The 12961-nt window shown below is 64.8% G+C and carries 11 protein-coding genes; 9 read left to right on the top strand and 2 right to left on the bottom strand.

Annotated features, from left to right (window positions below; all coding sequences use genetic code 11):
- The first annotated feature begins 13 nt into the window (after window positions 1-13).
- Window positions 14-802, top strand: a complete 789-nt coding sequence (otnI, locus tag M3I56_RS13285) for a 2-oxo-tetronate isomerase (protein WP_254354331.1) — start codon at window positions 14-16, stop codon at window positions 800-802.
- Between the two features lie 50 nt (window positions 803-852).
- Window positions 853-1842 carry a D-erythronate dehydrogenase gene (gene denD / locus M3I56_RS13280; RefSeq protein ID WP_254354330.1) on the top strand — a complete coding sequence of 330 codons (990 nt, stop codon included), beginning with the start codon at window positions 853-855 and terminating at the stop codon, window positions 1840-1842.
- Between the two features lie 101 nt (window positions 1843-1943).
- Here denD and M3I56_RS13275 read toward each other — a convergent pair whose 3' ends face one another.
- Window positions 1944-3638: an alpha-keto acid decarboxylase family protein gene (locus M3I56_RS13275; RefSeq protein ID WP_254354329.1), complete on the bottom strand. Its 1695-nt coding sequence runs from the start codon at window positions 3636-3638 to the stop codon at window positions 1944-1946.
- 359 nt (window positions 3639-3997) lie between these two features.
- Here M3I56_RS13275 and M3I56_RS13270 point away from each other — a divergent pair, with 359 nt between their 5' ends.
- The 6 genes from M3I56_RS13270 to M3I56_RS13245 all read left to right on the top strand — a co-directional run bounded on the left by M3I56_RS13270 (window position 3998) and on the right by M3I56_RS13245 (window position 11163).
- A complete protein-coding gene (locus M3I56_RS13270) occupies window positions 3998-4675 on the top strand; it encodes a heavy metal response regulator transcription factor (RefSeq protein ID WP_028207305.1) in 678 nt (225 codons plus the stop codon).
- Complete coding sequence (locus tag M3I56_RS13265) at window positions 4672-6078, top strand: heavy metal sensor histidine kinase (RefSeq protein WP_254354328.1); 1407 nt, start codon at window positions 4672-4674, stop codon at window positions 6076-6078. The genes M3I56_RS13270 and M3I56_RS13265 overlap by 4 nt, the downstream gene beginning before the upstream one ends.
- Window positions 6079-6225: 147 nt before the next feature.
- Window positions 6226-6513, top strand: coding sequence for a hypothetical protein (locus M3I56_RS13260; protein ID WP_028207303.1), 288 nt, complete (start codon window positions 6226-6228; stop codon window positions 6511-6513).
- 1 nt (window position 6514) lies between these two features.
- Window positions 6515-7567, top strand: a complete 1053-nt coding sequence (mdtN, locus tag M3I56_RS13255) for a multidrug transporter subunit MdtN (RefSeq protein WP_254354327.1) — start codon at window positions 6515-6517, stop codon at window positions 7565-7567.
- Window positions 7548-9584, top strand: coding sequence for an FUSC family protein (locus M3I56_RS13250; protein WP_254354326.1), 2037 nt, complete (start codon window positions 7548-7550; stop codon window positions 9582-9584). Before mdtN ends, M3I56_RS13250 begins: the two co-directional genes overlap by 20 nt.
- Window positions 9571-11163: a TolC family protein gene (locus M3I56_RS13245; protein ID WP_254354325.1), complete on the top strand. Its 1593-nt coding sequence runs from the start codon at window positions 9571-9573 to the stop codon at window positions 11161-11163. The genes M3I56_RS13250 and M3I56_RS13245 overlap by 14 nt, the downstream gene beginning before the upstream one ends.
- An 18-nt stretch (window positions 11164-11181) precedes the next feature.
- Here the strand turns inward: M3I56_RS13245 and M3I56_RS13240 are convergent, their stop codons facing one another.
- Complete coding sequence (locus M3I56_RS13240; protein WP_254354324.1) at window positions 11182-11535, bottom strand: DUF4148 domain-containing protein; 354 nt, start codon at window positions 11533-11535, stop codon at window positions 11182-11184.
- Between the two features lie 344 nt (window positions 11536-11879).
- Between M3I56_RS13240 and M3I56_RS13235 the strand changes: the two genes are divergently transcribed.
- On the top strand, window positions 11880-12659 hold the full coding sequence (locus M3I56_RS13235; RefSeq protein ID WP_254354323.1) for an alpha/beta hydrolase: 780 nt from the start codon (window positions 11880-11882) through the stop codon (window positions 12657-12659).
- Window positions 12660-12961 lie beyond the last annotated feature (302 nt).

Here is a 12961-nt window from a genome sequence, read left to right as displayed (position 1 = left end):
AGGAGTCGCCTCGATGCCACGCTTCGCCGCCAATCTGACGATGATGTACAACGAACACGCGTTTCTCGACCGTTTCGCCGCCGCCGCGCACGACGGTTTCGAGGCCGTGGAGTTTCTGTTCCCGTATGAGTTTCCGGCCGTCGATATCAAGCGGCGTCTCGACGAAAACGGCCTCACTCAGGCGCTGTTCAACGCGCCGCCGGGCGACTGGGCGGCGGGCGAACGCGGCATCGCGTCGTTGCCGGGCCGTGAGGACGAGTTTCGCCGCAGCATCGAGACCGCACTCGACTACGCGCGTGTACTCGGCAACGACAAGCTGCACGTGATGGCCGGATTGATCACGCCGGAGCAATCGCGCGCCGCGCATCGCGAGGTGTATCTGAAGAACCTTGCCTATGCGGCGAAGGCCGCCCAGGCGGACGGCATCACCGTCGTTATCGAGCCGATCAACACGCGCGATATTCCCGGCTTCTTTCTAAACCGGCAAGACGACGCGCAGGCCATCTGCGCGGAAGTCGGTGCGCCGAACCTGAAAGTGCAGTTCGATCTCTACCACTGCCAGATTGTTGAAGGCGATCTTGCCGTCAAGCTCAAGGGTGACATGAAGGGCATCGGGCATATCCAGATTGCGGGCGTGCCCGAGCGGCACGAGCCGGATAGTGGCGAGGTGAACTACCCATATCTGTTCTCGCTAATCGACTCACTCGGCTACGACGGCTGGATCGGTTGCGAATACCGGCCGCGCGCAGGCACATCGGAAGGGCTTGGATGGATCCGGCCGTACGTGAAGGCGCGTATCTGAGCGTACGAAACTGCGCGCATTCGACAGACACACTGAGGAACAACAGCAACATGAAAGTACTGATCACGGGCGGTGCGGGATTTCTGGGCCAGCGTCTCGCGCGCGAACTACTCGCACGCGGCGAACTGAAGGGCGCGGACGGGCAGCGCGAGCCGATCACCGAACTGGTGTTGCTCGACGTCGTCGCGGCGCCGGGGCCGGCTGACGAACGCGTGCATGTCGAAGTCGGCGACATTGCCGAGCGCAGCGTGCTTGAACGTCTGATCGACGACAGGACCGCGGCGATTTTCCATCTCGCGGCGATCGTCAGCGGCCAGGCGGAAGCGGACTTCGATCTCGGTATGCGGATCAATCTCGACGCGTCGCGGCTGCTGCTCGACGTGTGCCGCGAGCGCGGGCATCGGCCGCGCGTCGTGTTCACAAGTTCGGTCGCCGTCTATGGCGGCGATCTGCCCGAGCTCGTCCTCGATGACACCGCATTGAATCCGCAGTCGTCGTATGGCGCGCAAAAGGCCGTCGCCGAGTTGCTGCTCAACGATTTCTCGCGACGCGGTTTCGTCGATGGCCGCGTGCTGCGTCTGCCGACCATCAGCGTGCGCCCGGGCAAGCCGAATGCGGCGGCGTCCTCGTTTGCCAGCGGCATCATTCGCGAGCCGCTGAACGGCGAGACGGCGGTGTGCCCGGTGAGCGGTTCGACGCGCCTGTGGCTGCTGTCGCCACGCAAGGCCATAGAATGCCTCGTTGCCGGATGCGAGATCGACGGCTCGGCGCTCGGCAACCGGCGCACGGTGAATCTGCCGGGCGTATCGGTGACAGTCGACGAGATGATCGCCGCGCTGCGCGACGTGGCGGGCGATGCCGTCGCGGCACGGATCGAATGGAAGGCGGATGAGCGTGTCGAGAAGATCGTCGGCAACTGGCCCGCGCAGTGGGACATGGCGCGCGCGACCCAGCTGGGCCTGCAAGGCGACGCGTCGTTCAAGGATATCGTGCGCGCGTTCGTCGACGATGAACTCGGCGGGAAGATTCCGCAGCATTGATTGCCTGCACTCGAACCGGTTCGCCCACGCCGGCTTGATGCGCAAGAAATAACACACGCCGCCATCGCAGACGCGAGTCTTTGCGAGGCGGCGTTCTTGTTCTAGATCTGTGCTGCGTCGGTCCGGAGCTGGAGACCCTCGCGGTGCTGCGGGCCGCGCGGACCGTAGTCGAGTTCGGCGCCCAGATTGCTGCTTCGCGTGATTGCCGCGGGCGCATCGCAGGGGTCCATGATCGATTCGACAAAAATCATCCGGTCGTTCGGCGCGGCGAGGGCGTTTTGCAGATCCCCGCAGGTCCTGGCGACGAACGACTGCACGGCGGCGCCGGGATGGAGCACCTTCGGCAGGTCAGCGTAGGCCCAGTTCGCAATGTCGTTGTAGGGCTCGGTCTTGCCGAGGTAGCCGCGTTCGATGGTGTAGCCGCCATTGTTGATCAGCAGGATCGCCGGCTTGTGATCGTGATGCAGGATGGTCGACAACTCCTGCGCCGTGACCTGGAACGAACCATCGCCGATGAGCAACACGTGGCGCCGCTCGGGCGCCGCAGTCAGCGCGCCGAGCAGGGCACCGACCGAATAGCCAATCGACCCCCAGTTGATCGATCCGATGAAGGTGCAGCCCGGCGGCAGTTTCAGGCCGAGCAGGGAAAATGACGTGCCGTTGTCGACATACAGGACGTCTCCGGGCCGCAGATAATCCTGGACAGCCTGCCAGTAGGCGGCTTGCGTCAGCTTCGCCGCAGCCTCGACGTGCGTGCGGGCGGCTGGCGCGTCAGCCGGGCGTTGCACGCGCGTCGCAACCTGCGGGATTGTGTCGATTACGCCCCGTAGCACTTCCTTGAGCGTCACCGCCTGATAGTTGTCTTCGCCGACGTCCACGGCGTGCGCGCGCGCGTGGATCGTGCGGGCGGGAAGCGTTGCCGAGAAATCGCCCGTGGTCACCTCGATCGGCCGGTAGCCCACGGCGAGCAGGCAGTCGCTGCTCTCGATCGTCTCCTGCACCTCCGGCTCGCTGCCCTTGCCGGCGTAGATGCCAGCGTACTGCGGGTGCGACTCGTCGATCACGCCCTTTGCCGCGTTGATCACCGCGACAGGAGCCTGCAGCTTTTCCGCCAGCGCCACGAGTTCGGGGACGACGCCGAAGCGGTCGGCGTCCGTATCCACGAGGATCGCCGGTGCGGTTGCAGCGGACAACTGTTGCGCGAGCGCGGCGATGCACGATTGCAGCCGTTCCGGATCGCCGGGAACGTGGGCAAGAAGGAGCGGAGCAGCCGGCACCTCGATTTCCAGATAGGCGATGTCCGACGGCAGCTCCATATAGACCGGGAGCTTTTCCCGCCAGGCGGTGAGGATCAGCCGGTCGATCTCGACGACGGCGTTGCGCGGCGTGATCCTCGCCTGAGCCACCGTCACCGGCGCATAGGCGCGCAGAAAGTGATCGAAGTTGCCGTCGGACATCGTGTGGTGCATGCCCAGGCCGCGATCGATGGAGCGCAGCGGGATCGAACCGCTGATGCAGATGACGGGGACGTGCTCGGCATAGGCGCCGGCCACGCCGTTCAGTGCGCTCAAGGCGCCGACCCCGTTCGTGACGAGCAGCGCGCCCAGGCCATTGAGCCGCGCATAACCGTCAGCCGCATAGGATGAGGTCAACTCGCCCGTGGTGCCGATCCATTCCAGCGCACCGCGATCGTGGAGTTGCTGCAGCAGCGTGAGGTTGTAGTCGCCCGGGACGCCAAACAAATGACGAATACCGGCTTCCTCGAGGCGGCGCAGCAGGAAGTCGCCAATCGTCATGCGTTGGGGGAGTTTGGCCGTGTTTTGCGTGGTTTCCATGGCGGATTCCTAAGCTGGGTCATTGGAGGAATGTGCGGTACCGGTGATCAATCGCACTCCGCGGAAATGGCGCTGCGCAAGTCGGTCTGCGGCACAACGGATTCGCAGTCTAGGCGCCCGGCAAAAACAGGAGCGTGACTGAGTCATTACAAAAAAATATCAGGGAGGAAACATGCTGCGCTTCGTCATTTCTCTGTAATGATTGAGTAACGGCCCTGTTGGAACGCACTGCCTAGACTGCTATCACGCCCGGCTGGTATAGGGGCGCAAACGAGCACAGAATCAGTGAAACGCACATGAGAGTGCAGGGACCGGACGCCATGAAAATCCTCGTCATCGAAGACGAAGCCAAGACCAGCGAGTACATCCAGAACGGCTTGACGGAAGCAGGCTACGTAGTGGACGTGGCCACGAACGGCATCGACGGGCTGCACCTCGCGCAGGAGATGGGTTACGACCTGATCCTGCTCGACGTGATGATGCCGGAGATGGATGGCTGGACCGTCATGAAGAAGCTCGGTGCCCGCACCAAAACTCCGGTGTTATTTCTGAGCGCGCGCGGCACCGTCGAAGACCGGCTGAAGGGCCTCGATCTCGGCGCCGACGATTATCTCGTCAAGCCTTTCTCGTTTGCCGAGTTGCTGGCGCGTATCCGCATCATACTGCGGCGCGGCCAGCCTCAAAAGCAGGAGGAGCAGGTCTTCGAAGTCGGGGATCTGCGGGTCGATGTGCCGAAGCGGCGAGTCGACCGGGGCGGCGTGCGCCTGACGCTCACCAACAAGGAATTCAACCTGCTGGCGTTCTTTCTGGAGCATCAAGCTCAGGTGCTGTCGCGCGCCCTGATCGCTTCGCGCGTCTGGGACATGAACTTCGACAGCGATAGCAACGTTGTCGATGTTGCGGTGCGCCGGCTGCGGCAGAAGATCGACGACCCGTTCCCGGTTCGTCTGATTCATACGATTCACGGCGTGGGATATCGTTTCGAGTACGAAGCATGAAGCGGCTTTCCCTCACCACGCGTCTTGCGTTGTTATACGCACTCATCGTATTTACCGCGATGGCGTTGCTCGGCACGTTGCTGTATCGCGGCCTGGAGCGGCAACTGATGGTGCGCGACGATGCGGCGCTGGTGACGCGGGTGGACCAGCTTCGCACGCTGATGAACGATGTCGACGTGCGCGAGCTGATACGCGACAAGCCCCATCTGTTCGCGAACATGCTCGGCAATACGGAATCGTTGCTGATCGTGGGCTTTCCCGGTGAAGCGCCGCTCATTTCGGTGAATCCCGGCCACAGGGCGGTGCCGGACATGAAGCCGGTGCCGGTGGACGCGCCGCTCATGCTCGGCGCCGTCCAGCATACGGTTGCGGCCGATGGGACGCCGTTCATCTACGTCGCTGCTGCGGCGCACGACGTAGCGGGGAAACAGGACCTGCAGATCATCTCCGGCCGCTTGCTGACTGAGCGCACGCAATTGCTGCGAGCATACCGCAACCAGATACTGCTATTCGCCTCCGCTGGCGCGACCATCGTTGCCTTGCTCGCTTTCGTCCTCGCGCGCCGCAACATGCAGCCGTTGCGCGTTCTCGCGGCGCAAACCGGGGCGATCGGCATCAGCACGCTTTCGACGCGCATCGAGCAACGCGCCGCGCCGCCCGAGCTGGACGCGCTGATCGCGGCATTCAACGGCATGCTCGATCGGCTCGAACGCGGCTTCACGCAGCTGAAACAGGTGTCGGCGGACATGGCGCATGACCTGCGCACGCCCATCAGCAATCTGCTCGGGCAGACCGAAGTCGGCTTGAGCCAGACGCGCGACACCGCGTACTACCAGCGGCTTCTTGGCTCGAATTACGAGGAGCTGCAACGCCTGTCGAAGATGATCGACAACATGCTATTTCTCGCGCGTACCGAGCAGGCCGATAACGCCATCGAGCGCAAGGACTTGCCGCTTGCCGTGGAGTTCGGGCGCATGCAGGAGTACTTCGAAGGTCTCGCGGAGGACCGCAACGTGAGCCTCGAATGGCACGGAGAAGGCCACGTGTGCGCGGATCCGGATCTGCTGCGCCGTGCGCTGGGCAATCTGCTTGCGAATGCCTTGCGGTATGCGGAGCCGGGTACGGCTATCTCGACCCTGGCGCAGCAAGGACCGGAGGCGACGACACTCCATGTCGAAAATCGCGGACCGACGATCGAGCCGCATCATCTCGAGCGGATCTTCGACCGCTTCTATCGGGCCGATCCGTCACGGCACCGCTCTTCGGAGTCGAGCGGGCTCGGGCTTTCGATCGTGCGCAGCATCATGTTGCTGCACGGAGGAACGTGGCACGCGTCCAGCAGCAACGGGGTGACGCGCTTTACGCTCGTGTTCCCGCGGCAGCGCGAGCACCGGAGCCAGTAGGCGCCCCAGGGGCGGTGGTGCGACAAACCGCGCTATGATGGGCTGCCTTGAATCGGGAATGCGGGACGCAACCCATCGGTGCGCGCATGGGTTGTTCGTACGAGTGGAATTCAGCGTTTATTCCAGTCACGAAGCCTTGAAGATGCGATGAAACAACGTACATGGCCCAGACTCGCTGTCGTTTGTTCATTCCTGGCTTTCATGCCGCTTGCGGGTTGCGTGGCTCGCGGCGCGCCGTCCTGGTCGCTCTTCGGTGCGTACTTTCCGTACTGGCTCGTGAGCGCCATGATCGGCATCGTGGGCGCGCTCGTCGCGCATCGCGTATTCATCTCGACCGGCTGGATTCGCCTGGTGCCGTACCAGCTTTCCGTCTGCACCGCGATCGGCATCGTCGCCGGGGTGCTCGTCTGGCTGTGGGGAACGGGGCAGCTCTGACATGAAAATGGCCGGCCAGAATCCTCGACATGCATGGAAGGGCCGCGCGATCGCCATCGTGATCGTCCTGCTCGGCGCCGCGGCGCTTTGGTATGCGTACGACCGCTCGTCGCGCTATCCGTCCACCGACGACGCGTCCATCGACGCGGACGTCGTCCACGTCGCGTCCCCCGTAGGCGGCCGCATCATACGCGTTCCCGTGGAGGAGAACCAGCATGTCACCCGGGGCGACGTGCTGTTCGAAATCGATCCGGTGCCGTACCGACTCGCGGTCGCGCAGGCGCAGGCCGAACTCGAACTGGCGCGCGCCTCGCTCGCCACGCGCCGCCGCACGCTGATCGGCGAGACGTCGAACGCGACGATCGCGGCCGACCAGACCCGTCGTGCGACGCACAATTACGATCTCGCGACGCGCAGTGTCGACCGGCTGCGGCCGCTCGCGGCGCAAGGCTATGTGTCCACACAGCAGCTCGACCAGGCGGTCGTGGCGCAGCGCGACGCGAGCGTCTCGCTCGCGCAGGCGAAGGTGCAGCAGCGCTCCTCTGCGCAGACGATAGGCGACGACACCGACGCCATCGCGGCACTGCATGCGCGCGAGGCCGCGCTGGCCATCGCGCAGCGCGGCCTCGACGATACCGTCGTGCGCGCGCCGTTCGACGGCTACGTGACGGGCCTGACGATCCTCGCGGGCGAGACGGTCGCGCCGAACCAGTCCATCTTCACGCTGATTCACTCGGGCGAATGGTTTGCCGTGGCGAACTTCCGCGAGACGGCGCTCGGCGCCATCGAGGTGGGCGACTGCGCCACCGTGTACTCGATGATCGACCGCAGACAGCCGATGAGCGGCAAGGTGATCGGCATCGGCGCCGGGATCGTGGACACGGACCGTCTGAACCTGCCGCGCAGCTTGCCGTACGTGCAGCAGTCGGTGAACTGGGTGCGCGTGGCGCAACGCTTCCCGGTTCGCGTGCGCATCGACGCGCCGGTCAACAGACTGGTGCGCATCGGCGCCAGCGCGATCGTCGAGGTCCGGCATGGCCAGTCTTGCCGGTGACATCAGGCGGCCCGGTCCGCGGGAAATCGCGAAGCTGCTCGCACCGTTTCCGGGGCGCGCCGCGCTCGTCACACGCATTGCGCTGATCTGCGCGCTCACGGTGCTCGTGACGGCCGGGTACGGCACGCCCGACGCCGCGACCGCCGTCTATATCGTGTTCTTCCTGAACCGGCCCGACCGCATGACGAGCGTGGTCATGTCGTTCGCCTTGATGCTGCTCGTGACCGTGATCATCGCCATCGTGATGATCTTCGCGATCCTCACGATCGACCAGCCGCCGCTGCGGGTGGCGAGCATGGCGCTCCTGTCGTTCGGACTGCTATTCGCCACGTCGGCAAGCAAGCTTCGGCCAATCGGCGCAATCCTGGCGATGATCGTCGGCTTCGGGCTCGACGAACTCGGCCTCGCGCCGCTTGGCGAAGCGGCGACGCGCGGCCTGATGTACGCGTGGCTGATGGTTGCGATTCCGATTGGTGTGGCGATCGTCGTGAACGTCGTGATTGCGCCGTCGCCGCGGCGACTCGCCACCGCGCAGCTTGCGCGGCGCCTGAGGCTCGCTGCGCGCCGCCTCACGGGCACGGCGACCGACGAGGAGCGCGCCGCATTCGAAGCGTGCATGCGCGAGGGCGACCATCAGATCCTCACGTGGCTCAAGCTCTCGAAGCTCGAAGGCACGTTGACGCCGAGCGACGGCGCGGCGCTGTGCCAGGCGGCGGCGTCCACGACGGCGATCCTGGTCGCGACGGATTTCGCGGCGAGCGAGCCCGGCGCGCGCCTGCCCGACGCGTGCGCGGCGCAGCTTGCCGAAACGATGATGCAGATGGCCGCGATGCTGGAGGCGGGCGGCTATCCCGTGGATGTCACGCTCGAAGCGCAGGACCTGCCCGAGGGAGCCGCGCTACCGGCGCTCGTGCTCGCCGACCTGCGCGCCGCGCTGGAGGGCTTCGCGGTACCGCCGGCGCAGGCCGCCGCAGCGCCGGTTCCCGCGCCAGAAAAAGCCGCCGAGCCTGCCGCACGCAGCGGCTTTTTCGACGCCGATGCCTTCTCGAATCCCGATCACGTCCGTTACGCGCTGAAGACCACGGCTGCGGCGATGTTCTGCTACGTGCTGTATCAGCAGCTCGACTGGCAGGGCATTCATACGTGCTTCATCACCTGCTATATGGTGTCGCTCAGCACCACGGCCGAAACCGTCGAGAAGCTGACGCTGCGTATTGCGGGCTGCCTCGTCGGCGCTGTGCTCGGCACGGCGGCGATCGTGTTCGTGACGCCGCGTTTGACCTCGGTGGGTGAGCTGATGGGGCTGGTGTTCGCGGGCGGGTGGCTGGCCGCGTGGGTGGCGATGGGGTCCGCACGGATCGCCTACGCGGGCATGCAGATCGCGTTCGCCTTCTTCCTGTGCGTGATCCAGGGCGCGGCGCCCGCATTCGACCTCACGCTCGCGCGCGACCGCGTGATCGGCATCCTGATCGGCAACGTCGTGATCTATCTGGTCTTCACGCGCGTCTGGCCCGTGAGTATCGCCAGCCGGATCGACGCGACGTTCAAGGCGCTCGTTACGCAGTGGAGCCGCATCGCGCGCGCAGCGGACGCCCGCACGCGCAGCGCGCTCGCCGGCGGCGCGCTCGCCCAATACGGCGGACTGCGCCAGGATCTCGGCCTGATTCACTACGAGCCTTCTTGGGTGCGTCCTGAGCCTGAATGGGTGGCGAGCCGGCGGCGTGCGCTCGCGGAGCTCGAGGCGCTGGAGGCGCCGCTGGTCCTGGCGGCAGGGCGCGCGGGCGCGGCGCGGCTCGGTGAAATCGCCCAGCGCCTCGCTGCCGGCGACGACGCGCACATGCAAGCTGCACAGCATGCCGCCGACACGCAGACGCAAGACGCCGGGGCCGTGGAGGACCGCACGGCCGACCCCGCACTTGATGCGCTCCAGAGCGTCATCGCCAGGCGGTTCGGACAGATCGCCGCGATCACGCGCCCAGCTTCGGCCACGGAGACGACGACCGATGCGCGCCCCTGAACCGACGCCCCGGCTCATCGTCCTGGCCGCCGCGCTGGCTGCCGTATTGGCTATCTCGGGATTCGAGGGATGTGCGACGTCGTCGATCGATCTCGCGCCTGGCGCGCCGGACCGTCCCTGGCAGCCGCAGACGGATGCCGGCGGCAACATCGTACCCGGCCCGCCGCGCAGCGCCGGCGAGGCGACGCAGGCGGGCTACACGTTGCCGCGCAGCGCCGCGCTCGCTTCGATCGAACCCGCGGCGGCGCTCGATGTGAACCACGCGTACACGCTGCCCGAGCTGATCGATCTCGCGGAGTCGACGAACCCGCTCACGCGAATCGCCTGGAACGACGCGCGCGATGCGGCGCTCGCAGCGGGCATCGCAAAGACCGCCTACTTGCCGCAACTCACCGCCACCGCCATGGGCGGATACGAAGCGGCGAGCGGCGCGGCATCGACGCCGCTGCTCGGCACCACATCGACCAACTCGAACATTCACGGCACGGTTTCGGTGCTCTCGCTGCAATGGCTGCTATTCGATTTCGGCGGCCGCCGCGCGCGCCTCGATGCGGCCAAACAGCTTTCCGTGGCGGCGAACGTCGCCTTCACGTCCGTTCACCAGCACGTGATCCACGAAGTGAGCATCGCGTACTACACGTATGAAGCCGCGAGCGCGAGGGAGCATACCGCGCAGCAGGCGCTCGACAACGCGGACGGCATTCTCAGCGCCGCGCGCGCACGGCGAAAGCAGGGCGTGGGCACTGTGGTCGAGGTCGCGCAGGCCACGCAGAACCGCGCACAGGCCAATCTCCTGAAGGTGCAGGCGGACGGCGCGTTGAGCGACAGCTATCTGAGCCTCGTCTCTGCGCTCGGCATTTCGCCGTTGTCGAAACCGCTGATCGCCCCGTTGCCGACGCGTACGCTCACGCCGGCGCTGCACCAGAGCGTCGACGAAATCGTGACCGATGCGATTGCGCGGCGGCCGGACGTGCAGGGCGCCTATGCGCTGGAACAGGCCAACCAGGCGAAGATCCGCGCGGCCGAATCTGCCTTCATGCCGAAGATATTCCTCTCCGCCGCGGCCGCGTACGGCACCGGCACGACGTCGATCACGGCAATTCCCCCGGTCGGCGATCAGGCGGCGACGGTGAACCTGAACGGCAGCCGTCGCAGCGGCAGCATATTCCTCGGGGTGACGATTCCCCTGTACGACGGCGGCTTGCGGTCCGCCGTGCTGATGCAGGCGCGCAACGATGCGGACAGTGCGTCCGCGCAATTCACCCATACGAGGCAAGAAGCCGTCCGGCAGATCGTTGCCGCGCAGAACGGGCTTTCGACGAGCCTCGCGTCGAACGACGCCGCGAAGGCGCTGGTCGAGGCCGCGCAGACGACCTACGATGCGGCGTTCGCCGCGTACCGGCACGGCGTCGGCACCATCACCGACGCGCTCCTCACGCAGAATCAACTGCTCGCCGCGCAGAACGCGTATACCGACAGCTACAGCGCCGCGCTGTCTGCCGCGGCGACGCTTGCCCTGGCAACGGGCGAGATCGGCTCGCCGTCCATGGAAGGCGAACCGGCTCAACAGGATCACTAAACACTTTACGTTGGCGATTCAGCTACCAAAATACGTCATGCAGAAGCTGACCGGGCCAACACAGGTGGACGATGCGGGGGTATGCGTACGCGAACCCGCAGCCGAGCTGCCCGCCATCGAGACGCCACCCATGTCGCGTTGCGCCGGATCTTGCGCGTATTGTGCCGCTGCGACCTTGGCCTCGGCTGCCTGAATGTCAGCCGGATAGTCGACGTCGTCGCCGCGGCCCGGGCTGTATCCGGCCTGCTCGACACGCACGAGATCCGCATGCACTTCGGCGCGGGTCAGGGGTTGAGTGGACTGCGCGAAGCTATATGCCGGGACGGCGACCGCAGAAGCCGCGACGAGAATGCTGAGAAGAAGCCTGGACATGATCAATACTCCTATATATCCGTAGAGCGGATGAGTCGGGAAGGAAAGCCGCAGCATCGACTGTGCATGGACGCGAAGACAGGCTTAGGAACGAGCAACTTGAAACATGGCTAAGCGAGGCAAGGCGTTACTGCGTGGTTGCAGTGTAGGCAGGCGCTTCGGTCGCCAAGGTTACCCAGTCATTACAAGAAAATAACGAATCTTCCGTCCCTTTGATTCGATGCCGCAGCGCGGGCACGTCATTTTTTCGTAATGACTGGGTAACCCTCCCGTTCGAGGCAGCTTTTTAGACTGGCCGTGTTGTTAATCGATTCGTTCACATCGCGTCATTCCGAGGAGCTGCCATGTCTTTCCCTTCTTTCCGATCTGCCGTTGCCCATGCAGCAGCGGCGCTTTGCCTGGTTGCCGGCGCCGCTACGACAGCGCAGGCCGCGCCCGTCAAGAACGTCGTCCTCGTGCATGGCGCGTTTGTGGGTGGCGCCGGATGGCGGCCGGTGTACGACATTCTCACGAAGGACGGCTATAACGTGAGGCTCGTGCAAGAACCGCTGACGTCGTTCAAGGACGATGTGACGGCTACGAAGCGCGTCATCGATAGCCTGGATGACCCGTGCGTGCTCGTCGGCCATAGCTACGGCGGCGCGATCATCACCGAGGCGGGCAACGACGAACACGTGAAGTCGCTCGTGTACATTGCCGCTCATGCGCTCGACGCCGGCGAAACCGAAGTCTCGAATGGCAAGCGTTATCCGAATGCGACGCCCCATGAGGACATCGTGAAGACAGCCGACGACTATCTGTACCTGAGTCCCGCCGACTATCCGCGCGATTTTGCCGCCGACCTTCCGATTGCGCAGGCTGAATTCGAGGCCCATGAACAAATGCCGACTGCGGCAGGTGTATTCGCGTCGGAGATCCCGGATCCGGCATGGAAGATCAAGCCTACGTTTTATCTGGTTGCGAAGGCGGACAAGATCATCAACCCGGACCTCGAGCGCATGTACGCGAAGCGCGCTCACGCCCAGACGGTGGAAATCGATGGCGCCAGCCATTCGGTTTACGAGTCGCATCCGAAGGAAGTCGCCGCGTTGATCGAGCAGGCGGCTCAGCAACAGGGGCAGTGAGTCGACCCGCGCGCGTCGGACGGTTCGGGGCTGGCGCGTGGCGGGTGGAAACGCGACATTTCTTATATGGTCGCCTCCCATTTGCAAGGTGATTGTGCGTGGCGAGGAGGGTGGTTGCGGACTTATATCCGGACTCGATCGCGGGCATGCCCGCCGGCCCCGATGGATTTCGCCGCAAAGGTCCTAATCTAATTAGCGGACTCGAGGTCCGAGAAATGTCTCAGGCTTGCCTTTGCGCGGTCCAACCTGTCTTGCCATCACTCAGTACACCTGTGCAACCGTGAATGGGGTTACTGCCTTTG

Source organism: Paraburkholderia sp. CNPSo 3281 (genome assembly GCF_024206515.1).
Lineage (GTDB): Bacteria > Pseudomonadota > Gammaproteobacteria > Burkholderiales > Burkholderiaceae > Paraburkholderia > Paraburkholderia nodosa.
Note: the sequence above shows the minus strand (reverse complement) of the source record. Positions and strands in the feature narration are given on the sequence as shown.

Bases quoted from the DNA above. Each gene is read 5' to 3' on its own strand.
- otnI (WP_254354331.1), top strand. From the start codon at position 14: ATGCCACGCTTCGCCGCCAATCTGACGATGATGTACAACGAACACGCG.
- denD (WP_254354330.1), top strand. From the start codon at position 853: ATGAAAGTACTGATCACGGGCGGTGCGGGATTTCTGGGCCAGCGTCTC.
- M3I56_RS13275 (WP_254354329.1), bottom strand. From the start codon at position 3,638: ATGACGATTGGCGACTTCCTGCTGCGCCGCCTCGAGGAAGCCGGTATT.
- M3I56_RS13270 (WP_028207305.1), top strand. From the start codon at position 3,998: ATGAAAATCCTCGTCATCGAAGACGAAGCCAAGACCAGCGAGTACATC.
- M3I56_RS13265 (WP_254354328.1), top strand. From the start codon at position 4,672: ATGAAGCGGCTTTCCCTCACCACGCGTCTTGCGTTGTTATACGCACTC.
- M3I56_RS13260 (WP_028207303.1), top strand. From the start codon at position 6,226: ATGAAACAACGTACATGGCCCAGACTCGCTGTCGTTTGTTCATTCCTG.
- mdtN (WP_254354327.1), top strand. From the start codon at position 6,515: ATGAAAATGGCCGGCCAGAATCCTCGACATGCATGGAAGGGCCGCGCG.
- M3I56_RS13250 (WP_254354326.1), top strand. From the start codon at position 7,548: ATGGCCAGTCTTGCCGGTGACATCAGGCGGCCCGGTCCGCGGGAAATC.
- M3I56_RS13245 (WP_254354325.1), top strand. From the start codon at position 9,571: ATGCGCGCCCCTGAACCGACGCCCCGGCTCATCGTCCTGGCCGCCGCG.
- M3I56_RS13240 (WP_254354324.1), bottom strand. From the start codon at position 11,535: ATGTCCAGGCTTCTTCTCAGCATTCTCGTCGCGGCTTCTGCGGTCGCC.
- M3I56_RS13235 (WP_254354323.1), top strand. From the start codon at position 11,880: ATGTCTTTCCCTTCTTTCCGATCTGCCGTTGCCCATGCAGCAGCGGCG.